The sequence below is a fragment of the Chryseobacterium sp. 6424 genome (assembly GCF_003692615.1).
Taxonomy (GTDB): domain Bacteria; phylum Bacteroidota; class Bacteroidia; order Flavobacteriales; family Weeksellaceae; genus Kaistella.
Genome location: NZ_CP023540.1, coordinates 2433246 through 2456069 on the forward strand (window position 1 = coordinate 2433246; position 22824 = coordinate 2456069).

Annotated in this window: 21 protein-coding genes; 5 read left to right on the forward strand and 16 right to left on the reverse strand. The window is 43.9% G+C overall.

Annotated features, from left to right (window positions below; translation table 11 throughout):
* Positions 1-12 precede the first annotated feature (12 nt).
* Complete coding sequence (gene menD, locus CO230_RS11400; RefSeq protein ID WP_122028712.1) at positions 13-1680, forward strand: 2-succinyl-5-enolpyruvyl-6-hydroxy-3-cyclohexene-1-carboxylic-acid synthase; 1668 nt, start codon at positions 13-15, stop codon at positions 1678-1680.
* A 65-nt stretch (positions 1681-1745) separates the two neighbouring features.
* Positions 1746-2072 carry a hypothetical protein gene (locus CO230_RS11405; protein ID WP_122028713.1) on the forward strand — a complete coding sequence of 109 codons (327 nt, stop codon included), beginning with the start codon at positions 1746-1748 and terminating at the stop codon, positions 2070-2072.
* On the opposite strand, the gene CO230_RS11410 is transcribed toward CO230_RS11405, so the two are convergent.
* The 16 genes from CO230_RS11410 to mraZ form a co-directional block, all read right to left on the reverse strand.
* Positions 2073-3587: a GH3 auxin-responsive promoter family protein gene (locus CO230_RS11410; protein ID WP_122028714.1), complete on the reverse strand. Its 1515-nt coding sequence runs from the start codon at positions 3585-3587 to the stop codon at positions 2073-2075.
* A 101-nt stretch (positions 3588-3688) separates the two neighbouring features.
* Positions 3689-4099, reverse strand: a complete 411-nt coding sequence (locus CO230_RS11415) for a BrxA/BrxB family bacilliredoxin (protein WP_122028715.1) — start codon at positions 4097-4099, stop codon at positions 3689-3691.
* 238 nt (positions 4100-4337) lie between these two features.
* Positions 4338-4784, reverse strand: coding sequence for a GatB/YqeY domain-containing protein (locus tag CO230_RS11420; protein ID WP_122028716.1), 447 nt, complete (start codon positions 4782-4784; stop codon positions 4338-4340).
* Between the two features lie 25 nt (positions 4785-4809).
* The gene (gene ftsZ / locus CO230_RS11425; RefSeq protein ID WP_122028717.1) at positions 4810-6642 is read right to left on the reverse strand and encodes a cell division protein FtsZ; all 1833 of its coding nucleotides are present in this window, start codon (positions 6640-6642) and stop codon (positions 4810-4812) included.
* Positions 6643-6712: 70 nt separating this feature from the next.
* Entirely contained in the window at positions 6713-8071 is a 1359-nt protein-coding gene (gene ftsA, locus CO230_RS11430; protein WP_122028718.1) for a cell division protein FtsA, read from the reverse strand.
* A gap of 54 nt (positions 8072-8125) precedes the next feature.
* Positions 8126-8938 (reverse strand): cell division protein FtsQ/DivIB, encoded by an 813-nt coding sequence (locus tag CO230_RS11435; protein ID WP_228438147.1) that lies wholly within the window; start codon positions 8936-8938, stop codon positions 8126-8128.
* Entirely contained in the window at positions 8938-10311 is a 1374-nt protein-coding gene (murC, locus tag CO230_RS11440) for a UDP-N-acetylmuramate--L-alanine ligase (protein WP_122028719.1), read from the reverse strand. Before murC ends, CO230_RS11435 begins: the two co-directional genes overlap by 1 nt.
* A 7-nt stretch (positions 10312-10318) precedes the next feature.
* Positions 10319-11431 (reverse strand): undecaprenyldiphospho-muramoylpentapeptide beta-N-acetylglucosaminyltransferase, encoded by a 1113-nt coding sequence (gene murG / locus CO230_RS11445; RefSeq protein ID WP_122028720.1) that lies wholly within the window; start codon positions 11429-11431, stop codon positions 10319-10321.
* A 21-nt stretch (positions 11432-11452) separates the two neighbouring features.
* Positions 11453-12682 carry an FtsW/RodA/SpoVE family cell cycle protein gene (locus CO230_RS11450; RefSeq protein WP_122028721.1) on the reverse strand — a complete coding sequence of 410 codons (1230 nt, stop codon included), beginning with the start codon at positions 12680-12682 and terminating at the stop codon, positions 11453-11455.
* A 7-nt stretch (positions 12683-12689) separates the two neighbouring features.
* Positions 12690-14033: a UDP-N-acetylmuramoyl-L-alanine--D-glutamate ligase gene (gene murD, locus CO230_RS11455; protein ID WP_122028722.1), complete on the reverse strand. Its 1344-nt coding sequence runs from the start codon at positions 14031-14033 to the stop codon at positions 12690-12692.
* A gap of 10 nt (positions 14034-14043) precedes the next feature.
* Positions 14044-15285: a phospho-N-acetylmuramoyl-pentapeptide-transferase gene (gene mraY, locus CO230_RS11460; RefSeq protein WP_122028723.1), complete on the reverse strand. Its 1242-nt coding sequence runs from the start codon at positions 15283-15285 to the stop codon at positions 14044-14046.
* A gap of 25 nt (positions 15286-15310) precedes the next feature.
* On the reverse strand, positions 15311-16771 hold the full coding sequence (locus CO230_RS11465; protein ID WP_122028724.1) for a UDP-N-acetylmuramoyl-L-alanyl-D-glutamate--2,6-diaminopimelate ligase: 1461 nt from the start codon (positions 16769-16771) through the stop codon (positions 15311-15313).
* Positions 16772-16810: 39 nt separating this feature from the next.
* Positions 16811-18802: a penicillin-binding transpeptidase domain-containing protein gene (locus CO230_RS11470; protein ID WP_122028725.1), complete on the reverse strand. Its 1992-nt coding sequence runs from the start codon at positions 18800-18802 to the stop codon at positions 16811-16813.
* Positions 18786-19151: an FtsL-like putative cell division protein gene (locus CO230_RS11475; protein ID WP_122028726.1), complete on the reverse strand. Its 366-nt coding sequence runs from the start codon at positions 19149-19151 to the stop codon at positions 18786-18788. The genes CO230_RS11470 and CO230_RS11475 overlap by 17 nt, the downstream gene beginning before the upstream one ends.
* A gap of 8 nt (positions 19152-19159) precedes the next feature.
* The gene (rsmH, locus tag CO230_RS11480) at positions 19160-20053 is read right to left on the reverse strand and encodes a 16S rRNA (cytosine(1402)-N(4))-methyltransferase RsmH (protein WP_122028727.1); all 894 of its coding nucleotides are present in this window, start codon (positions 20051-20053) and stop codon (positions 19160-19162) included.
* 28 nt (positions 20054-20081) lie between these two features.
* Positions 20082-20552 (reverse strand): division/cell wall cluster transcriptional repressor MraZ, encoded by a 471-nt coding sequence (mraZ, locus tag CO230_RS11485; protein WP_122028728.1) that lies wholly within the window; start codon positions 20550-20552, stop codon positions 20082-20084.
* A gap of 246 nt (positions 20553-20798) precedes the next feature.
* On the opposite strand from mraZ, the gene CO230_RS11490 reads away from it, so the two are divergent.
* From CO230_RS11490 to CO230_RS11500, 3 genes are read left to right on the forward strand one after another with little or no spacing between them, the layout of a single operon-like run.
* The gene (locus CO230_RS11490; RefSeq protein WP_122028729.1) at positions 20799-21560 is read left to right on the forward strand and encodes an alpha/beta fold hydrolase; all 762 of its coding nucleotides are present in this window, start codon (positions 20799-20801) and stop codon (positions 21558-21560) included.
* A 54-nt stretch (positions 21561-21614) separates the two neighbouring features.
* Positions 21615-22235 (forward strand): ribosome biogenesis GTP-binding protein YihA/YsxC, encoded by a 621-nt coding sequence (gene yihA / locus CO230_RS11495; protein ID WP_122028730.1) that lies wholly within the window; start codon positions 21615-21617, stop codon positions 22233-22235.
* Positions 22236-22688, forward strand: coding sequence for a GNAT family N-acetyltransferase (locus CO230_RS11500; RefSeq protein WP_122028731.1), 453 nt, complete (start codon positions 22236-22238; stop codon positions 22686-22688).
* The last annotated feature ends 136 nt before the right edge of the window (positions 22689-22824 follow it).

Genomic DNA, 22824 nt, shown 5'->3' on the forward strand with positions numbered 1-22824 from the left:
TGAAAAACCCACATGAAACAATACTCCGCCAAACGCAGCATTCAACTGTTAGCCTACCTTTTGAAAGAATACGGAATTTCTAACGTGGTGATCTCGCCAGGCTCCCGAAATGCGCCACTCGCGATTCATTTTTCTGAAACTGATGGGCTGAACTGTTATAGTATTGTGGATGAAAGAAGCGCTGGCTTTGTAGGTCTTGGCATGGCCAAAAGCGAGAAAAAGCCAGTCGCGTTAACGTGTACCAGCGGCTCCGCGGCAGCTAATTATTATCCGGCTGTGACAGAGGCGTTTTATTCAAACATCCCATTATTGCTGCTTACGGCAGACCGCCCTTCTGATTATGTGGATATTTTCGATGGACAAACCATCCGCCAACAAGGGATTTTCCAACAACATTCGTATGGCGATTTTCAGCTTGTAGAAGACTCAAAAACAAATGCGGAGGAAGAGAATTTCAGTATCATAAAAAAAGCTATCGAACGCTGTATCGAAAAGCAAGGACCGGTGCACATCAACATCCCATTAGAGGAACCGCTTTATGAAATGATGGCTGAACTGCCGGTTTTCCCGCCGGTAGAAAAAACTTTACAGAAAAAGACCTATACCTTACCTCCTAGACTGGCTGCTAACTGGCATCTTTCAAAAAGGGTGCTTATATTGGTCGGCACACGCGATTACAGTGAAGAGTTGCAGATGCAACTCGCACAATTGGTGAAAAACCATTCTGCCGTGGTGCTGACAGAGGTAAACTCGAATCTGCATCATGAAAAATTCTTCCCGTATATCGACCGCTATATCTTCAACTTCACTGAAGAGGATTACCGTACTTATGCACCGGATTTGCTGATTACTATTGGCCAAAACGTGGTTTCTAAGAAAGTGAAACAGTTTCTGAGGAAAGCTGCGCCAAAAAATCATTGGCATATTGATGAAGCGTGGCACCCAGACACTTTCTTCGTCCTCAATGAAAAAATCGAGAGCCGCCCCGAAGCTTTTTTTTCCCAATTGCTGAAGCATATTACTCCCGAACCGCAGGCGTACTACAACCTATGGGATGTATTGCGTGATAAAAAAGACCTTAAACACCAGGAGTATTGCCTGAAGACCTCTTTCTCGGATTTTAAATTCTTCGAGATATTATCTGATAAAATTCCGGAGAACGTACAGTTGCATTTCAGTAATTCCTCAGCGATCCGTTACGCGCAACTTTTTGAGTACAAAAAAAACCATATCCACTGCAACCGTGGCACCAGCGGCATTGATGGCTCTACCTCCACCGCCATGGGCTTTGCGATGCGCCAACAGCAGCAAACCGTATTGGTCACCGGTGATGTGAGCTTCTTTTATGACATCAACGGATTATGGAACCCCTACATCCCGCCGTATACACGTATCATCATTTTTAACAATGCCGGTGGCGAAATCTTCAAATTCATACCAGGGCCCGATACGACCAATGCGTTAGAGGAATTTATTCTTACCCGTCATCACCACAATGCTGAGTATCTGGCCAAACATTTCGGTTTCTCTTACAGCAAAGCAGATGACGAAGATACACTCATCCGTATTCTGGATAACTTCTTTAAACCTGATGCCAAGCCTAAAATACTTGAAGTAGATACTACGGCTGTAGAAAATGCGGCGGTCCTTAAGGCTTATTTTCAATTTCTGAAAGATTAAAGGCCTTCCCCATAATATTTGGTCATGTATTTGTAAATGAATTTTTAAGTATAAAAATTTGTCTTATGAAAAATACAGGCGTGTTGATTATTGCAGCAACAGTCTTAAGCAGTTGCTCGCAAACAGAAACCAAGACAGAAACCATTGAAAATTCCGATGGAACTGTGAGCGTGAAAACCATTGAAACTGAAAAAACTTCCGCGCTGGATTCTGCTACCATACAATCTACGGTAAATAACGCAAAAGAAAAACTGAATGAAGCCGGAAAAACCCTCAATGAGGCAGGGAAAGACATTAAAGTTGCCGCCCAAAAAGGTGCTGAAAAAGTAGAAAAAGGCGCTGAGAAGGTACAGGCCGACCTTAGCACGAAACGCCGGGATACGGTGCGGTAATTACCGATTCATCTCCAATAGCGGTTCTATATATTCACGGTCGTTGCTCAACCGTGGCACTTTGTTTTGTCCACCAAGTTTACCGCGTGCCGACATCCATTGATAAAAGAGTTGCGGTTTTGCCACATGCACCAATGGCCGCTTCAGGGTCATGTTATTATAGCGTTTGGCTTCGTAGTCGGAATTCAAGGATTTCAGCGTGTCATCAAAGATATCTGTAAATTTTTCAAGGTCATCGGGCATTTCCGAAAACTCAAAAATCCATTCGTGGGCGCCGCTGTCGCCGTCCTTCATAAATACGGGAGCACCGGTGAAATCCGTTAACGACGCGCCGGTTTGGTCACAGGCTTTGGCCAAAGCGTTCTCAACATTATCAATCATGAGTTCTTCACCAAATGCATTGATGTAGTGCTTCGTTCTGCCGGAAATTTTAATCCTAAAAGGCGAAAGAGAGGTAAATCGCACCGTATCACCAATTAAATAACGCCAAAGACCACTATTGGTCGTAATCACCATCGCGTAATTTTTACCCAATTCAACCTCTTGCAGCGGAATGGCATTACGGTCTGATGAATGAAAGGTTTCCATGGGGATGAACTCGTAGAAGATGCCATAATCCAACATCAGCAACATTTCATCGCTGTTAGGCTGGTCCTGAATGGCAAAAAAACCTTCGGAGGCATTGTAAATTTCGTAGTAATTGATGTTTTTCCCGATAATTTTACGGTATTGTTCGCGATAAGGTTTAAAGCTGATACCGCCATGGAAAAAGACCTCAAGGTTTGGCCATAGCTCAGAGACGGTCTGATGTCCTGTGTCCTGAAGCGTTCGCTGCAATAAAACCATCATCCAGCTCGGTACACCGGTGATGCTTCCTACATCTTCATGCTTCACTTCGGCAACGATGGCTTTCAGCTTGCTTTCCCATTCAGACATCAGAGATACTTTTTTGCTTGGCGTAGTGGTAATCTCTACCCAGAACGGCAGGTTTTCGATCATAATTGCTGAAAGGTCACCAAATTTCGTATTATAATCCTCATACAATTCCGAACTTCCGCCCAAACGTAGGTTTTTATTCTGAAACAAAGTATTCTCCGGGTGGTTATTGGCGTAAATAGACAACAGATCTTTACCGGCCTTAAAATGGCAGTCTTCTAAACTTTCTTCAGAAATAGGAATGAATTTGCTTTTGGCATTCGTGGTGCCTGATGATTTGGCGAACTTGCGGATGTAACCGGGCCAAAATACATCGGGCGTGCCACGGCGCGCCTTTTCAATATAAGGCTCAAAGTCTTCATACGTAACGATCGGAACATTTCTCCGGAAATCTTCATAAGTAGCGATGGAGCTGAAACCATGGATTTTTCCATAATCGGTATTTTCGGCATGATACAACTGAGAAAAAAGTACGCCGTGCTGGGTTTCCATCGGCCGCTCCATGAAATTCTGAATCTGATCGATCCGCTGGCGGATAAACCAATTAACTACGGTATTGAAAAGTGCCTTTGTTGCCATTGAGACAAATATAATATTTTTCGTTTAGAGAACCGTTACTTTCAGATGCAAAAAAAATTCCGCCTTTAGAAACGACGGAATTCTTATCTGAACTGTTTTAGTTAGCAGTATTCATTGTAAGCAGCCTGCAGATTGGCGGCAATAGCACCGGCAGGATTTCCTTCGATGTGATGACGCTCCAGCATGTGTACGAGTTCGCCATCTTTGAAGAGCGCCACGCTTGGGGAACTTGGTGGGAATGGTGCTAGCATTCTGCGGGCTTCCGCCACCGCGTCCTTATCTACACCTGCAAATACTGTGACCAACTGATCTGGTTTTTTATCGCCGGTGAGGGAGAATAATACACCTGGGCGCGCAGCACCAGCCGCACAACCACATACCGAGTTGATGACCAGCAGGGTAGTCCCATCTTTAGTAAGCGCGTTTTTCACTTCTTCGGGAGTGGATAGATCCTGAAATCCTTTATCTGTAAGTTCTGCCTTCATCGGCTTTACTAATTCTTCTGGATACATATTGAATGGTTTTTAATTAAGGGTTAATGATTGAACACAAATTTACGAATTTTTAAACAATCATTTGCATATGCAATTTTGTAATGAACAATGAAGGTTACACATTGTGCTATCCCATGTTTCCCTTGAATCTAAAGTCCTAAAAAAACCCGAAACAATAATTGTCTCGGGCTCAATCAAATCGATATGCAAAGGTTGAATATCCTTGGTAAATAGAGCAGTGTACACTGCCCGGGTATTAGGAAAGCAGCTTTTTAGCCATTTCAGAAATGGATTTTCCGTCGCTTTTACCTGCAAGGGCTTTACTGGCGGTTCCCATTACTTTTCCTAAATCTTTGGCGCTTTCAGCACCTGTTTCAGCAATAATTCTCTTTATCTCTGTTTCTAATTCTTCAGCAGATAATTGCTGTGGCAGAAATTTTTCAATGATTTTCATCTGTGCCATTTCCACCTCAGCCAGGTCTGTCCGCTCCTGTGCCGCAAATTGCTCATACGAATCCTTACGCTGCTTGATCATGCGCTGCAAAATGGCAATCTCCTGTTCGGCAGATACCTCGGCACCGCGGGCTTCAGTTTTGAGTAAAATGATTTGAGATTTCACTGCCCGCAAAGCATCAAGTGCGGTTTTATCTTTCTCACGCATTGCGGTTTTAATCGCGTCATTAATGGTATTTTCTAAACTCATGATGTTTTTTATTCAGAAGCCAATTTTAATCTACATCTTTATTGAGGAAACGGTTTTCGCGCACCTGCATCCTGCCGTTATCTTCGGAAAGAAACGTGCTGATGCGGTGTTCTGAAGCGTTGTTCCCATCAATCGAAATATTTTTTCTGCGAAAAGCCGGCACACGCTCAAAGTCGTTATCCGCCTCGGCGGTTTGATAGCGCGAATTGAACTCTTTAAGCTTGTTCCGTCTTTCAGATATTTTTTCGTTTGACGTGGACTTGCTGATAAAGGTAAATTCGTCCTCATAGGTTTCTACTGGCGTCTCCTTTATCTCTTCAACGGGTTGTGGCACCTGTACGGTGGATTTTTGAACCGGTTGTTCTTTGATTTCTGCTTTTGGCTGCGGTGCTTCAGCCATTGGCTCCTCAATCGGTTCGTTTACGAAAAAAGTGAATTCGTTGGGCTTATCGTTAGGAAATGCACTTTTATTTTCTTTCTTTACAGGCTCATCTTCTACATCAAATTTAATTGAATGAGATTCTGGCTCCTCTGTACTTTCATCTTCAAGTGAAAAGTGACCGAAGTCTGAACTGTTGTCCGCGCTATGCTGTTGCGGTGCGGTAAATTCTTCTTCTTCAAGGGTAAAAAATTGTCGTTCAGCAGAAGTCTCGCGATTTCCGGCGGTAGTGGTCTCTACATTTTTCACTGAAAATTCCGGTGTTGGGCGGTCATCCTCATCATCTAAAACAAACAGGCCACGACGCGTAAAATCTTCGCGGCGAATTTCTTCGCGTTCTGTTTTTTGGCTTACCGGAGTTTCTGATTTTGGCGCTACGGATATTTCATCGGACAGTGAGAATTTAATTTTCTCGGAAATGCCGGAATGTTTCTGGTGATCTTTTGCAAAACCGGTGGCAATGACCAGTACGCTTACGGAATCTCCCAATTCCTCATCGGTACCCACCCCAAAAATAATGTCTGCGGTATGGCCAGCTTCTTTCTGGATATGATCCATAATTACACCGATCTCATCCATGGTAACTTCTTCAGAGCCACTTCTGATGAGTAACAGTACGTTGCGTGCGCCGGTGATTTTGTTGTCGTTCAGCAGTGGAGAATCAAGGGCTTTTTTCACAGCTTCTTCGGCTTTGTTCTCGCCGGAAGCAATACCGTTGGACATTAATGCGGTACCGGAATTGGCGAGCACCGATTTGGCATCACGGAAGTCGATGTTTACATCAAAGTAGCCGGTAATTACCTCTGCCATGCCTTTTGCGGCATTGGTTAGTACCTCATCTGCTTTAGAAAAACCAGATTTGAAACCGAGGTTCCCAAATTGTTGACGAAGTTTATCGTTATTAATGACGATTAAAGAATCTACGTTATTTCGAAGTTTATCCAACCCGGCATCTGCCTGCTCAAGCCTTCTTTTACCTTCAAAACTAAAGGGTACGGTAACGATACCTACGGTAAGGATGCCCATGTCTTTGGCGACTTTGGCAATTACTGGCGCAGCACCGGTACCGGTACCACCGCCCATACCAGCGGTAATGAAAACCATCTTGGTATTCTGCCCCATGGCAGCTTTTATATCTTCTATACTTTCAATAGCGGCTTTTTCGCCTACTTCGGGGTCGGCGCCGGCACCGAGGCCTTCGGTGATGGAAACGCCTAACTGTACTTTATTTGCAACGGGATTGTTGTCGAGGGTTTGGGCATCGGTATTACATATCACGAAATCTACACCGTGGATGCCTCTTTCGTACATGTGCTTCAGCGCGTTGTTACCGCCGCCCCCAACACCAATAACTTTTATGATTGATGAATTGCCTTTTGGTAGATCAAAGGAGAATCCTGGGGTGTTCATATTTTCCATAACTAAATTTTTTATAACTAATCAATCGATTATCCACAGGTATGGTGGCCTGCGATTCATCCTTGGGTTTTTACTCTACTTCTTCGAAGAATTTCTTTACGCTTTCCATAATTTTCTGGCCGATGGTAAGCTTGTTCCGGCGCTTTTCGGTGTGTTGTGTCACCATTTCCTCCTCAGTTACTTCCGCTGTTTTTTCTGCCACATTCTCTGCTGGGGTGTCTATTGCCTCTGGTTCTTCCGTCGGTGCGGTTACATGGCTTTTCTTATCACGGATTTTTAGACTTTCCATCAACAAACCGATTGAGGTCGCATATTCGGGACCTTTAAGGGCTTGATTTCTATCATTAGCAATATACTCATTCGAAAACCCGATACGGCTGTCAAAACCTGTGGTATAATTTGCTAACTGACGCAGATGACGCAGGTTGGAGCCACCGCCTGTCAACACAATTCCTGCAATCAGTTTCTTCTTCTGTTCAAAAGCGCCGTAGGCTTTCAGTTCGGTATTCACCATTTCCAGGATTTCTTCTACTCTGGCGTTTACGACCTGGGCCAGCGTCTTAAGGCTGATTTCTTTATCGGGCCGACCATGCAATCCGGGAATGGTTACAAAAGTACTATCTTTTTCAAGTTCTGGCACTGCTGAGCCGAACTTTACTTTAAGTTGCTCCGCATGTTTCTCGATAATCGAGCAACCTTCTTTGATGTCTTCGGTAATGATGCCGCCACCGTATGGGATTACGCAGGTATGACGGATGATGTTGTCTTTAAAAATCGCAATATCTGTGGTACCGCCCCCAATATCTACAATCGCCACACCGGCTTCTTTTTCTTCTTTGGTAAGTACGGCTTCGGACGAAGCTAATGGTTCCAGCGTTAGTGCTTCCATCTCCAGACCTGCTTCGCGCACACATCGGGCGATGTTGCGGATGCTGCCCATCTGCCCTACCACGACGTGGAAATTGGCCTCGAGACGTTTGCCGTGCATACCTACCGGCTCTTGGATTTCGCCTTCGGAATCTACCTTATACTCCTGCGGAAGTACGTGGATGATCTCTTCACCAGGCAACATGACCAGTTTCTTGACCTGATCTTTCAGTTTTTCAATATCATCTTCGGTGATGTACTGATCGGGATTATCGCGCATGATATAATCTGAATGCTGCAGCGAACGGATATGTTTGCCCGCGATCCCTACTGTAACTTTGCTAATCTCTACCCCCGAGCTTGCCTGGGCCTGGGCAACGGCGGCTTTGATGGATTGTATGGTTTGCGAAATATTGTTCACAATGCCTTTGTGAACGCCTAAACTTTTGGCGGTGCCTACGCCGAGGATTTCGATCTTGCCGTGGGCATTTCGCCGTCCCACAATGGCCACAATTTTAGTGGTACCAATGTCGAGTCCTACTGAATACTCGTGATTTTCCATTTCTGTATGTCGATTTGATTTTTTTTCTGCTATTATTTGATCCGAATGTATGGGCTAGTTGGTTCTGGCTTTTGCCGCATCTGCTACGGTTGGGGTTTTTGCCAGTTCTTTTCGACCAAGATTTATCAGACTGTCGTTTTCTTTGAAATTGGGGTTTAAGGTAGTAACGATTTGGTTATCGTATTTTACTGATATTTTGCTGTACTTTTCAGGTTGCTGATAAACAAGATATTTCTCTACGAATGTTTTAAAACCTTCTACCTTTAAATGTATTTTGTCCAGATCGCCAATTTCTACCTTATAATTTCCGGTACTGGTGAGCAGGTTGTAGCCGCCCTTTTCTTTTGAGATCCCGATGAAATATTTCCTGCTAAATTCATCTTTCTCTATTTTATACACGAGTTCGGCCAGTTTGGGATATTCCGAGGGATCTACCTTGCCGGTGACCAGCATGCATGGGAACGAGTAATTTTTAGAAACAGGAAATTCTGTTCCTTTGGTATCGACATAAAAGTCCTCATCTCCTCTGCTGAGCCGGAATGCCGGAACTTTCTGGCGGATATCGATAGTCAGGTTACCGTTAAGGTTCAGATATACATTGGCGCTGTCTACGGCTGGCAAGGCCCTGAGTTCTTTTTCAAGCTCCGGAATATCAATATCCCCCACTTTTTTACCGGGATTGGATTTTTCAACCATCTGCTTCACTTCTTTTTCATCGATGAAATAGACGGGGCGGGTAGTTTTCAGCAGGTTTACCGTCACTTTTTCCATCGGTTTGTGGTGAAATCTCTTCAAAGAAAAGCTCAGCAAAAATCCGAAGATGATTACGGTAATCAATATTTTTAATATTCTGAATTTCTTTTTCATTACACTGTTGCGATATTAGTTTTCGCTGAAAGCCATTCTACAATACCATCGTACAAAGTATCAATATTTCCTGCGCCCACGGTAAGCAGGATGTCGAAATTTTTATTCTTAATGATTTCAAAAGCATTTTCAAGAGTGGCAACTTCCTTCGCTTCCATCGCTATTTTCTCTGCGAGCCATGTGGAGGTGATGCCTTCAAAATTCTCCTGTAATTCCCTTGCCGGATAAATATCAAGTAAAACCAGTTCATCAGCAGCACTGAGGCTTTGCGCAAAAGCATCCGCGAAATCCCGTGTACGGCTAAACAAATGTGGCTGGAAGACCACCAGCAACTTCTTATCCGGATAAAAAGTTTTTACCGAGCCAATGACCGCATCAAGTTCGGTGGGGTGATGGGCATAATCATCAATATAAATTTTGTCCCCGTACGTGTGCTTGGCATATCTTCTTTTAATGCCTTTAAACCTGGCAATAGCGCGCTTTAGCGTTTGAAAATCTACCCCTAATGAATGCAGCAAGGCAATGGCCGCAGTAGCATTTTCTACATTATGGATACCCGGGATTTCCCACTCGAAGTCTTTAACTGTTTCGTTTTCTGTGTGGAAATCAAAATATATTTTATCACCAATTTCGCGGATGTTATCGGAATAAAAATCGGCTTCTTCATTTACCGCGTATGTTTTCGTCTCGCGACCGATATTGATGCCTTTTCTTACGAACAGTTGTTGGGCTGAAGGCACCAAACCGGCAAAATCGCAGAAGCTTTTCTCAATAGTTGCCGTGTCGCCATAAATATCCAGATGGTCGGCATCTGTTGAAGTGATTACGGCCCAGTCGGGTGAAAGATTCAGGAAGCTGCGGTCGTATTCATCGGCTTCTAAAACCGAAAAATCGCTTCCGTTAAATATAAAATTAGAATGAAAATTCTCTGCAATCCCGCCCAAGAACGCGGAAAACGACAAATCGGCTTCTTTGCAGAGATGCGCTACCAAAGATGAGGTAGTGGTTTTGCCATGTGTGCCGGCCATCGCGATGCAGTTGGTACTTTGGGTAATCATGCCGAGCACTTTGGCCCTTTTCAGCACCGTGAAACCTTCTTCATGAAAGTGTTTGAGAATACCGAGTTTCTTTATCGCAGGCGTAAAGATCACTAAAGTATTCTCTTTATCTAATCCTACTATTTTATCATCAATTATATCTTCAAAAACAATATCGATCCCTTCCGATACCAAAGCCGAAGTCAGTTTCGTTACCGTTTTATCGTACCCAAGCACCTTTTTCCCGGAAGCATGGAAGTAGCGCGCCAGCGCACTCATACCGATGCCGCCGATGCCGACAAAATAGAAGTTCTGATAGGTGTTTAAAGATGTCATGTAGCTGTTATGATGTGAGTTTGAGTAGGGTTACAATTTGATCTACTATTTTACCGGTAGCCTGCGGTTTAGCAAAAAAAGCAAGATTTTCTGACATTTCGCGACGTAAAGCTGCATTTTCGCACATTTCGCTTAAAATAGGCCAGAATTTCTCTTTCATTTCACTGTCTTTTACCATTCGTGCCGCGTTTTTTTCTACCAGCGTGAGTGCATTTTTGGTCTGATGATCCTCCGCCGCGTACGGAAAAGGTACCAAAAGCACCGGCTTCTGTGCCAAAGCCAGTTCTGAGATGGCGATAGCGCCCGCGCGGGATACGATAATATCAGCCGCGGAGTATGCCAGTTCCATATTCTGGATGAACGCGACGGTTTGAAGGTTGCGGCATTGGCGAGTTTCTGTTTCCTGAAGGATTTGCTGATAATCATTCTTACCGGTTTGCCAGATCAGCTGGTAATCGCGGCTTAATATTTTACCTAAATGCTCTTTCCACGCATTGTTTAAAGTAGCGGAACCTAAGGAGCCACCGACGGAAAGGATGGTCAGCTTATCTTTATCCAGGCCCAGCCTTTCCTTGGCTAAAGCAGGATCTATGAGATTCGTGACGATGTTTTGCCTTACCGGATTGCCCAAGAAAAAGGTTTTGGTATCCGGAAAAAAATGCTCCATATCCGGATAGGCAGTAAAAACTGCCCGTGCTTTTTTAGCCAGAAACTGGTTTGTTTTTCCTGGCAAGGAATTCTGTTCCTGCAAGAAAATGGGGACGCCTGCGAACGAAGCGGCAAATAGCGCCGGACCGCTGGCAAAGCCACCAGTACCGATGGCAAAATCGGGATTGAAATCTTTGATGATTTTCCTGGTTTTCAGTAAGCTCGAAATAATTTTTACAGGCAGCCCGATATTTTTTATGAGACTGCTTCTGTTGAAACCTGCGATATTCAGGCCCTCAATCTTATAGCCGGCAGCCGGAACCTTTTCCATCTCCATCTTACCGTTGGCGCCAATAAACAGAAATGAGGCTTCCGGAAATCTCTTCCGAAGCTCATCCGCAATGGCTACCGCAGGGAAGATGTGCCCGCCAGTGCCGCCACCGCTCATTAATATCTTAAGTTGTCTGTTCATGGACTGTTAAAAATGCTTCTTTTATGCTATATCATTAATTTCTTCGATGTTCTGTTTCTTGCCCATCCCTTCTTCATCATATACTTGAATTCGCGAACTAACGTTCAATATAATCCCTAACTGCAGATAGGTTACCAATATGGATGTTCCACCGTAGCTGATGAGTGGCAATGGCTGCCCGGTTACCGGGATAAGATTTACCGCCACCGCAATATTTACGGAAAGCTGCACAAAGATCATGATCCCCAGACTCAGCACAAGTAAACTGCCAAAAAAAGCTGGCATCTTACTGGCAATCATCACGATACGGATAATCATTATTAAATACAGGGAAATAAGTACTAGTGCACCAATAAACCCATATTCTTCGACAATAATCGCAAAAATAAAATCGGAGGCTGACTGGGGCAGCATTTGTTTCAGCGCGCTTTTCCCGGGTCCCATGCCTGTAATCCCACCATGTACGATGGCAGCTTTCGCCTGCATTACCTGATAATTCTTGGCCTTATCGATCTCGTTTTCTACCTGAGACTCTTTGTTAGAATTCATAAAGACTTCCACACGGCTCATCCAGGTATGCACCCGGTTGTTCTCAATTACATCGGTCTTCAGCGCCAGAAACATGAAAACGGCAATGGCAGCACCGGAAATGCCCACAAATCCAAAGATATACTTTTTATTGAGTTGGCCAATCAGCATAACCGCCAGCGATACCATTAGAATCATCAGCGCGGTAGAGCCGTTGTCTTTGGCTACCAAACCAAACACCACCAGCACCGGCCCGAATAGATAACAAATATTTTCTATGGGTAATCTTTCACGTTTGATTTTTTTGGTAAGATACCTGCACAGATATATGACCAGTAATAAATACGCAAACGACGAAGGCTGAAACGAAATGGGCGTCCCCGGGATCTTCAGCCAACGAGAAGCCGAAGCCCCATCGATGGTTTGCCCTGTAAACATGGTAAGTAACAACAAAAGTACCATAACAATAAGGCCTATACTGCTAAGTTTGCCGATGTATTCGTATTTTACCGTGCCCACACCACGCATGATCGCAAGCCCAAGCAATACGAAGAAAGAATGCTTGATAAGGTGGGAGGTCGTAGTCCCACTGTTTACAATATACTCTAAATTAGAACTGGCCGAATACACGGGAAATACCGAGAAGAACGAGATCAGTAAAATCACGCTCCACAGTACTTTATCGCCTTTCAACAGCTCGAATTTGTTTTCTGTTTCCTGCATTTTTTAATCAATCATTTACGGTGGCAGCTTTTAGCACTTCGGCTTTGAACTGGTTTCCACGGTCTTCATAGTTATCGAAAAGGTCGAAACTGGCACAACACGGGGAAAGCAACACCGTATCTCCCTGTTCAGCAAGTGACTTTGAGATCTCAACGGCCTGCTGCATGCTCGAGGTGCTGTATATGAGGTCTTTTTTTCCCTCGAAAAACCTGATGATTTTATCATTATCCAACCCCAGGCATATCACCGCCTTCACTTTCCGCTGTACGAGTTCTTCTATTTCGGTATAGTCATTCCCTTTATCAGTACCACCAACGATCCATATGGTTGGTCGTTTCATGCTCTCCAGCGCGTAGTACGCGGCATTTACATTAGTCGCTTTGCTGTCGTTAATATATTTCACACCATCAATTTCCGCCACCTGCTCTAACCGGTGTTCCACCGCCTGAAAGGTCATCAGTGAGTTCCTGATACTTTCATTACTGATCTTCAGTATCTTACCCGCCAACGAGGCCGCGAGGCTGTTTGCGACATTGTGATTGCCCGACAATGCCAGATCTTCCACGTTCATCACGAGTTCATCCTGTAACTTCACGACAATATTATCATGGTTCAGGTATGCGCCTTCTTTTAGTTTTTCCTTTAAAGAAAAGGGGATCATGCGGGCTTTTATCTCTAATTTTTCGAGCAGGTTCTGGCTCATTTCATCATCTTTGTTGTAGATGAAGAAATTATCATTTTCCTGATTTTCGGTGATCCGGAATTTTGCCAATGCATATTCCTCATAATTATAGTTATACTGATCCAGATGATCCTGACTTAAATTCAGCAATAATGAAATATGCGGGCGAAAATTCTGGATATCATCCAGTTGGAAAGAGCTTACTTCCAGCACATAATAGTCGAAATGTTCATCAGCGACCTGCTTTGCGAAACTCTTACCGATGTTTCCACCCAATCCTACGTTTAAACCATCATTCTTCAGGATGTGGTAAATCAATGAAGTGGTGGTGGTTTTACCGTTGCTACCAGTGATGGCAATAATTTTTGCGCTGGTAAATTCTGCTGCAAATTCAATTTCTGAGGAGAGCCGGATGCCTTTCTGGGCAATTTTATAGATGATTTCGGCTTTTTTGGGGATTCCGGGGGATTTAATCACCCAGTCGGCCGCCAGTATTCGCTCTTCATCGTGCATCCCTTCCTCAAACTCGATGCCGGCTTCAGAGAGCAGTTGTTTGTAATGGTCTTTTATCTGTGCCTTATCGGAAAGAAAAACTTCCAGCCCTTTCTTTTTAGCCAGATAAGCCGCGCCAAAACCGCTTTCTCCCCCACCTAATACTACTATTTTCATGCTTTGTGTTTTATCTTACTTTGAGTGTGATTAAACAAATAATGGCGAACAGTACACCAATGATAATCATACGGTTAACAATTTTACTCTCGTGGTAACCATCTTTTTGATAATGATGATGCAGTGGCGACATTTTGAAGAGTCGGTTGTTCTGGGCATACTCCAGTCCGTATTTTCTTTTTCTGTATTTGAAAACTGCAACCTGTAGCATTACGGAAACATTCTCAATCAGGAAGATGCCGCAAAGCACCGGAATCATCAGTTCTTTTCTGAGGATAATAGCCAGAACGGCAATAACGCCCCCAAGCATTAAACTGCCGGTATCTCCCATAAATACCTGTGCCGGATAGGTATTGTACCAGAAAAATCCGATGACGGCCCCTACCAGCGCCAGCGCGAAAATGGTGGTTTCACCCATATTCGGCAGGAACATAATATTCAGGTAATCCGCAAAAATGATGTTCCCCGACAGGTAGGCAAAAAATGCCAGCGTAAGCAGTATGACGACACTGGTGCCGGCCGCAAGCCCATCGATACCATCGGTGATGTTGGCCCCGTTCGATACAGCGGTAACAATGAAAATCACCATCGGGATGAATACTGCCCAAGCCCAGTCGTGCGCCTCATCGGGCGACATCCAGAAGAGTAACCCGCTGTAATCAAACTCGTTATTTTTAACGAAAGGTACGGTAGATACGGTAGATTTTTCGGTAGGCATAAAGTTTTTTTCCACAGAACTGCGGTTAATGACTTTAGCATCGGCGTATTTCCTTTTCACGGTAACATCAGGATGAAAATACATGATTACGCCTACAATAAGGCCCAGCCCTACCTGGCCAATGATTTTAAACTTACCGCTAAGGCCGTCTTTATTTTTCTTTATTTTTTTCAGATAATCATCAATAAAACCGATGATGCCCATCCACACGACTGAAACTATCAGTAAAACGATATAAATATTGAAAATCCGCGTAAAGAGTATCACGGGAATCAGTGTTGCAAGGATAATGATGAGGCCACCCATGGTAGGTGTACCTTCTTTCTGTTTCTGACCTTCCAGGCCAAGATCACGAACCAGTTCCCCCATCTGCTTACGGCGCAGGTAGTTGATGATTTTTTTCCCGAAAACCAATGCAATCGTCAGTGACAGCAATACGGCCATCCCTGCACGGAAGGAGATGAATCTGAACATGCCAAGTCCCGGGATATGAATGCCGATACTGGTAAGATATTCGTAGAGGTAATATAACATTGGTTTCTTCTTTTAATTAAATTCTTTATTTCGACATCATCCTGGCCAGCTCAAGCACCGTTTGGCGGTCATCAAAGTGATTTCTCACGCCGTTGATTTCCTGATAATCTTCATGCCCTTTGCCTGCGAGCAAAATAATGTCTTTCGGTTCAGCAAACTTTATCGCCATTTTAATAGCCTCTCGCCGATCCGGGATCGAGGTATATTTACTGAAATTCTGCGGTTCTACGCCTGCCTCAATCTCTTTAATGATGGCTACAGGATCTTCCGTACGAGGGTTATCGCTTGTAATGATGGTTAAGGTAGATTTTGCGGTGGCAATTCTGCCCATTTCGGGGCGCTTGGCATGGTCCCGGTCGCCACCACAGCCGAAAATGGTGATCAGACGTTCATTTTTTGTACGGATTTCGTTGATAGAATCCAGGATATTTTCCAAAGCATCCGGTGTATGCGCATAATCAATGATGAAGAAGATGCCACTGTCTGATTTCAAAGTTTCAAAACGGCCTTTTACGCGTTGCAGGCTTGAAATGGCCTTCAATGCTTCATCTTCACGAAAACCACATTCTAAGGTAACAGCGTAGGCTAACAGCAAATTATAAACGTTGAATTTACCGGTTAAAGTCGTCCAGAATTCTTTTCCATTAAAATTCAGCAGCATGCCGTTGAAATCTGCTTCAAAGATTCTCCCTTGATAATCTGCCATGGTTTTCAGCGCGAAGGTTTTTTTCTTGGCGCGGGTATTCTGAAGCATTACCTTACCGTTTTTATCATCAATATTGGTGATGGCCACCGCTGCTGGACCCAACTGATCGAAAAACCTTTTTTTAACCCAAAGATATTCACTGAAGGTTTTATGATAATCAAGATGATCGTGCGTGATATTGGTAAATCCGCCAATTTTGAACTGCAACCCTGCTGTTCTGGATTGGTGTATGCCGTGTGAAGACACTTCCATAAAGGCATATTCGCAGCCCGCATCCACAGCTTTCGCCAACATACGGTTGAGGGTGAGTACATCTGGCGTGGTATGGGTGGAAGGAAACACCTCATCGGCAATACGATATTCTACTGTCGAAATCAAAGCCGACTGAAATCCTAAATTTTTGAATATATCATACAGTAAAGTAGTGACAGAAGTTTTGCCATTGGTACCGGTAATGCCTATCAACTGTAGTTTGGATGATGGGTTATCATAAAAATTAGAAGCGACTATCCCCAGTACCAGCTCGGTATGATCTGCCACAATATAAGTGATCGAGGGATGCAATGCAGCCGGCAATTCTTCACATATAACAGCCACCGCTCCTTTTTCTATAGCGGAACTGATGTAAGTGTGCCCATCCGTCATGCAGCCTCTAACCGCGATATAGAGCGAGTTTTCAACAATCTTACGGCTGTCGAAAGCGATATGGAAAATCTGCGGATTTGGCGAACCGATGATTTCTTTAACGGTGATTTTATTTAATAATTGCTGAAGCTCCATTTTTTTATAGACAAATCTTTATTTTGTGGCCCGAGGGCATTAATTCTGTAAACTAAGGTAGATGCGCTGGCTTTTCTTGATCGTTGTCCCTTCCAGCGGAAATTGCTCGCGGATGCGGCCAACCCCTTTGTAGTCCACACGATAGCCTTGGTTTTCGAGTTGCGGAATTACATTTTTACCGATAAGACCCACCACTTTGGGCATCTGTTTATTCTTTACTGTAACTTTTACCGGCGCAGGCAACATTTTACTAAGGTCTACTTTTTTATCGACCAACATTTCCTTTTCCACATTCTGCGGTGTTTTAAGGAAAGTTTTGCCCGCAATTTCCTTAAATACCGGTGCTGCTACGGTAGAGCCATAATAACTTTTCGAGTTATCTGGCTGGTTAACCATTACGATGCAGGTATATTTTGGGTTGTCTGCCGGATAAAAACCTGCAAAACTTGCCTGGTATTTTGATGGTCCGGGTTTCCAGTATTCGAATCTGGCGGTACCGGTTTTACCTGCCATTTTCAGATTTGGTGTAAAGATGCTTTTTGCCGTTCCCTTTTCCACCGCTTTGGTTAAAGCATTTGTCATCATGGCAATAGCCTTATCGGATGCAATTTTTTTCACCATCACTTCCGGTTTGGCGGTATAAAGTTCCTGCCCATCTTTCATAATCCTATCAATGAAAAGCGGTTTCAGCATCTTTCCGCCATTGGCAATCCCGTTATAGAAAGTAGTGAGTTGCAAGAGATTGAATCTGGAAGCATATCCGAACGAGAGCGAAGCCAAGGCACCCTTGCTCCAACGGGGACTTTCCGGTGTCTGTATATAAGGCTTGGCGATCCCGGGCAGCTCGATATCCATCTTTTCAAACATCTTCCAGCGTCTTAAATGATCGAGAAAAACTTCTGGCTTATCCGCGTAATATTGGGTAATGAGTTTGGCCGAACCTACGTTGCTGGATTTTGCCAACACATCAGAAATATCATAAATTCCGCCGCCGTGTCCATCAGAAACTCTTTGTTTAGCGTATACCCACACGCCGTTCCCTACATCCACAGTGGTATTTTCATCGATGAAGCCATCATCCATCGCAGCCAACAGTGATACTGTCTTAAAGGTGGAGCCGGGTTCAGTGGCATCCTTCAATGCGTAATTATAGGAGTCCACATAGATGCCCGGTTCTGTCCTTTTAAGGTTTACCATGGCTTTTACTTTGCCGGTGGCCACTTCCATCACCAATACGCAGCCGTGGTCTGCATTGAAGTTGATCAATTGTTTTTCGAGTGCGGAATGCGCGATATCCTGAATGCGCAAATCTATAGTGGTATATACATCCTGCCCGTCAATTGGTTCTTTCACCTTCCAATAATCAATGGGTTTCCACTGGCTTGAATTTACGCGCTGTTCAAGACGCTTTCCGTTGGACCCGGTCAGATATTTTGAAAAAGCGCCTTCTAGGCCTGATTTGGTTTCACCGTTATCCATACCGATGGTTCCGGCACCGATTTGTGTGGTGGCTAATTCTCTTTTAAAATTACGGTCTACGATGAAGCCGCCGCGGTTTTTCCCTTTTTTAAATATCGGAAATTTACGGATGCGGTCATATTCATCGAAATCCAGGCCTTTTACTAAAGAATAATACTGGTTGTTGGCTTTCTTTTGCTGATCGAGACGGTCGCGGAAATAACTGCGTGGTTTGCCGAACATTTTCGAGAGCGAATCTGTGAGCGCACCGATGTTATTGGAGTACACGGTATCTTTAATCACTTTAAAATCGAGGTACACATCATAGCGCATGACGGTGGTCGCCAATATGCTCCCATCCGCCGCGTATAAATTGCCCCGGGCAGCTTTCAGAGTTGCTTCGCGGTAGTTCTTACTGATGTAATCTTCCTTAATTTCCTGTACATTGGTATTTTGCAGCACGAGGATCCGGGCAAGAAACACGGTAAACAGGATGAAGGCTGCCCCGGCAAAGAGGTAGCCCCATCTCAGGGTTTTTGAGCGTTTATTTTCGAATTCATTCTGTACCGCCATCTGTACTGTCGAGTTTTATCAATAATTTATGCGGATGATTCTCCAGCGAAAGCAGAGAATCCTGCACCATTTCCTTTCCCAGTTCAGACTCCAGTTTTACTTTGATGAGTCTGCTTTGCGCGTAGGCATTGCGGGATTTGTATTCTTCGGTTTGTTCTTTCAGTTCGTTTACCAATTCTATTTTCTGACTTACGAGGTGGTTGCTGTAGATCATAATCATCAGCAGCACGAATACAAGCAGGAAATATTTGTAATGAATCTTCACTTCATCACGGTTCAGGAAGTTCCCTTTAATGATATCGATAAAGGTAAGTTTCTTCTGAGGGTGATATTGTTTTTTCCTGGCCATCTATACTTTTACAGCTTTATCCCCACACGCATCTTTGCGCTGCGCGCGCGGGAGTTTTCTTCTATTTCTTCCTCACTGGGCACTATGGCCTTGCTTTGCAGCAGATCAAAACTTTTACTAAAGTTTCCGTACACATCTCTTGCGGGCTCTCCCTCGAACATGCCGTTTTTAAGGAAACGCTTTACCAAGCGGTCTTCTAAGGAATGGTAAGAAATCACCACCAGCCTGCCGTTGGTGTTCAGCATTCTGTGAGACTGCACCAGCATTTCTTTAAGCACTTCCAGTTCTTGGTTTACCTCAATACGAATAGCTTGGAAAACCTGCGCGAAAAATTTATTCTGCTTAAACTGCGGGATGTAACTGAAGAGTTTTTTCAGGTCATCCGTGGTTTCCACAGGTTTTATCTTGCGGTGATGAACGATTTCGCGTGCGAGTTTTCGGGCCTCACGCAGTTCACCATAATAATAAAAGAGGTCTGCCAACTGCTCCTCCTCATATTCGTTGATGACTTTTTTAGCATCCAGCGTCTGCATCACATTCATGCGCATATCCAGCGGCGCGTTACTTCGGGTGGAAAATCCCCGCTCTGCCGCATCGAACTGATGTGACGATACGCCTAAATCTGCCAAAATACCATCTACTGCCGGCACCCCGTACATTAATAAGGAGTTCTCGAGAAACCTGAAATTCTGATTAATGAGGGTAAACCGTTCATCATCAATGGTATTATTCAGCGCATCCAAATCCTGATCGAAGCTGTACAGCCGCCCTTTCGGTGAGAGTTTCGTGAGGATTTCCGCTGAATGTCCGCCGCCGCCGAAGGTGACATCTACATAGGTTCCATCGGGATTCGTCACCAAATCTTCCACACTTTTCTTCAGCAAAACCGGATTGTGATACATCTTTAATTCTATTTTATGTGGTTCGCAGTTACACCTCGTTCTCCCCAAGGCTGAGATCACCCATAACTTCCTCCGCAAGTTTTGCGAAATCTTCCTCGGAGGTAGCGATCACCTGTTCATAGGCCTCTTTATCCCAAATTTCGAAAAGTTCACCGGCACTGGTGACAACAATTTCTTTCTTCAGCGCGGCAAATACCATCAAATCTTTTGAGATCTGCAACCGCCCCGCGTTATCGGGCTCTACGGTCTTCAGACCAGCGGTGAACCGGCGGATAAAATCGGTGTTTTTCTTCTGAAACCTGTTGAGTTTGTTGATCTTTTCCATCAGTTTTTCCCAGCCGCTCATAGGATATACTTCCAGACACGGTTGAAACACGGAACGCTTGACTACGAAGGAGCCACCACCAAAATTCTCCATCTGTTTTACGAGCGGAGAAGGCAGTTTGACGCGCCCCTTGTCGTCAATCTTACATTCATAAGTACCGATGAAATTTTTCATTTGGGACAAAATTATATAAATTTTTCTAATACCTCCCACTTTTTCCCACTTTTTGACTTAATGTTAATAAGTTCTGACCATCATATTAAGTTATTGATTTTCTTTATTTTACATTAAAAATAAATGTGGAAAATTTTATCTGGTAAGATTTGTGTAGTACCGACAATTTATTTACATTTATTTGAAAGATGTAATTATGTAGTTGGTCTTTAATTTGTATTTTTGCAAGGCTTATTAAGCACCTTTATGAGATTTATTACTAAAAAAGAAAAAAAATACTCTTTCATTGAAGCTGGGGAAGGACACCCGCTGATTTTGCTGCATGGCCTGATGGGCGGTTTAAGCAATTTTGACAAAACAGTGAAGTTCTTCTCGGAAAGAGGGTACAAGGTGTATGTTCCGGTGCTGCCCGTATATGATTTACCGGTATTACATACCAATCTGACGACCATCGCAAAATACGTTGCCAAGTTTATTGAAGAAAAATGTACCGAGCCCGTAACAGTGGTCGGGAATTCTATGGGAGGCCATATCGGGCTGATCCTTACCTTAGCTAAACCTGAACTGGTGAAGCATCTGGTGCTTACCGGAAGCTCTGGCCTGTATGAAAGAACTTTTGGCGACAGCTTCCCCCGAAAGTCAGATAAACAATACATCCGGAAAAAAACGGAAGAGGTATTTTACGACCCTGCCGTAGCTACAGACGAATTGGTAGATGAAGTTTTCAGTGTAGTGAATGACCGCATGAAAGGCATTAAAACCGTATTGCTGGCCCGAAGCGCCATTAAACATAATATGCTGAACGACCTGCCGAAGATTAAGACGCCGGTTTGCCTGATCTGGGGCCGCCAAGATAATGTAACTCCGCCAGAGGTTGCTGAGGATATGCATAAATTCCTACCCAATGCCGACCTCTTCTGGATTGATGAATGCGGGCACGCCGCCATGATGGAAAGGCCCGATGAATTCAACGAAGTACTGTATCAGTGGCTTCAGAAACAAAATTAAACAAAGCGGAAGTTGAACGACTTCCCTTTTTTATTTCATATTAATAAGAAAGAAATGGTTATTAAAACAGCAGAATTTGTAAAAAGCAGCGGCAAATGGCAGGAATGCCCCGAACCGGACATGCCGGAATATGCTTTCATAGGCCGCTCCAACGTGGGAAAATCATCCTTGATTAATGCCATGATGAAACGCAAAGACCTGGCGAAAACATCGCAGACGCCCGGTAAAACGCAGTTGATTAATCATTTTCTGGTAAATGATGAATGGTATCTTACCGATTTGCCCGGCTACGGCTACGCCAGAGTATCTAAAAGTATGCGCCGCGATTTCGAGAAGCTCATCACTAATTATATCCTCAACCGCCGAAACCTGGTCAACCTTTTTGTACTGATTGATGTACGGCACACCCCGCAGAAAATTGATATTGAGTTTATAGAATGGTGCGGGGAAAACAGCGTGCCGTTTTCGATTGTATTCACCAAAGCCGACAAGCTAAAACCCAATGCAGCGGCACAAAACGTATCTGATTACAAACAGGAGTTGCTGAAAACCTGGGAAGGGCTGCCAGAAATCTACACCACCTCTGCCGAAAAACAGACAGGAACCGAGGAAATACTGGCCTTCATTGAAAAAACCAACCGATTCTTATCACAAAATAAAGTACGTTTTACCTAAATGCGTATCCTCTGGAAGATCAAAACTTTTGATGCACTGTCTTCAACAGAAGTCTATGAACTGCTGAAGTTGCGCCAGAAAGTCTTCATCGTTGAACAGACTTGCCCTTACCTGGATGCAGACGGGACTGATCTGCATGCCTTACACCTCTGGGCTGAAATCGACGGAAATTTTGCCGCCTATTGCCGTATCTTTCCAAATGAGATAAAATATCCTGAAACATCTATTGGCCGTGTACTTACACACCCGAATTACCGCCGGCTATCATTGGGGAGAACCTTAATGCGTATCGCAATCGGTACCATCAACGCCAGATTTCCCGGTCATGGCATTAAAATTTCAGCACAAGACTATTTACTCCATTTCTATGAAAGTTTCGGTTTTGAGGAAACAGGAAACAAATATCTGGAGGATGACATCCCTCATTCTGAAATGATTAGGCGATTTATTTAATACTAAAAAAATTTGGCAGCAATTTAATAAACAGATCAAGACTGCGGAACAAGATACACTTTTACCGACTATATACTTGGATAGGGCCCACTCCCCGTCCATTTTTTTTGTAAAAGAAACAGAATTGCCATGATTT

Excerpts from the sequence above, each read along its gene's own strand:
- menD (WP_122028712.1), top strand. The coding sequence starts at position 13 with ATGAAACAATACTCCGCCAAACGCAGCATTCAACTGTTAGCCTACCTT.
- CO230_RS11405 (WP_122028713.1), top strand. The coding sequence starts at position 1,746 with ATGAAAAATACAGGCGTGTTGATTATTGCAGCAACAGTCTTAAGCAGT.
- CO230_RS11410 (WP_122028714.1), bottom strand. The coding sequence starts at position 3,587 with ATGGCAACAAAGGCACTTTTCAATACCGTAGTTAATTGGTTTATCCGC.
- CO230_RS11415 (WP_122028715.1), bottom strand. The coding sequence starts at position 4,099 with ATGTATCCAGAAGAATTAGTAAAGCCGATGAAGGCAGAACTTACAGAT.
- CO230_RS11420 (WP_122028716.1), bottom strand. The coding sequence starts at position 4,784 with ATGAGTTTAGAAAATACCATTAATGACGCGATTAAAACCGCAATGCGT.
- ftsZ (WP_122028717.1), bottom strand. The coding sequence starts at position 6,642 with ATGGAAAATATGAACACCCCAGGATTCTCCTTTGATCTACCAAAAGGC.
- ftsA (WP_122028718.1), bottom strand. The coding sequence starts at position 8,071 with ATGGAAAATCACGAGTATTCAGTAGGACTCGACATTGGTACCACTAAA.
- CO230_RS11435 (WP_228438147.1), bottom strand. The coding sequence starts at position 8,938 with ATGAAAAAGAAATTCAGAATATTAAAAATATTGATTACCGTAATCATC.
- murC (WP_122028719.1), bottom strand. The coding sequence starts at position 10,311 with ATGACATCTTTAAACACCTATCAGAACTTCTATTTTGTCGGCATCGGC.
- murG (WP_122028720.1), bottom strand. The coding sequence starts at position 11,431 with ATGAACAGACAACTTAAGATATTAATGAGCGGTGGCGGCACTGGCGGG.
- CO230_RS11450 (WP_122028721.1), bottom strand. The coding sequence starts at position 12,682 with ATGCAGGAAACAGAAAACAAATTCGAGCTGTTGAAAGGCGATAAAGTA.
- murD (WP_122028722.1), bottom strand. The coding sequence starts at position 14,033 with ATGAAAATAGTAGTATTAGGTGGGGGAGAAAGCGGTTTTGGCGCGGCT.
- mraY (WP_122028723.1), bottom strand. The coding sequence starts at position 15,285 with ATGTTATATTACCTCTACGAATATCTTACCAGTATCGGCATTCATATC.
- CO230_RS11465 (WP_122028724.1), bottom strand. The coding sequence starts at position 16,771 with ATGGAGCTTCAGCAATTATTAAATAAAATCACCGTTAAAGAAATCATC.
- CO230_RS11470 (WP_122028725.1), bottom strand. The coding sequence starts at position 18,802 with ATGGCGGTACAGAATGAATTCGAAAATAAACGCTCAAAAACCCTGAGA.
- CO230_RS11475 (WP_122028726.1), bottom strand. The coding sequence starts at position 19,151 with ATGGCCAGGAAAAAACAATATCACCCTCAGAAGAAACTTACCTTTATC.
- rsmH (WP_122028727.1), bottom strand. The coding sequence starts at position 20,053 with ATGTATCACAATCCGGTTTTGCTGAAGAAAAGTGTGGAAGATTTGGTG.
- mraZ (WP_122028728.1), bottom strand. The coding sequence starts at position 20,552 with ATGAAAAATTTCATCGGTACTTATGAATGTAAGATTGACGACAAGGGG.
- CO230_RS11490 (WP_122028729.1), top strand. The coding sequence starts at position 20,799 with ATGAGATTTATTACTAAAAAAGAAAAAAAATACTCTTTCATTGAAGCT.
- yihA (WP_122028730.1), top strand. The coding sequence starts at position 21,615 with ATGGTTATTAAAACAGCAGAATTTGTAAAAAGCAGCGGCAAATGGCAG.
- CO230_RS11500 (WP_122028731.1), top strand. The coding sequence starts at position 22,236 with ATGCGTATCCTCTGGAAGATCAAAACTTTTGATGCACTGTCTTCAACA.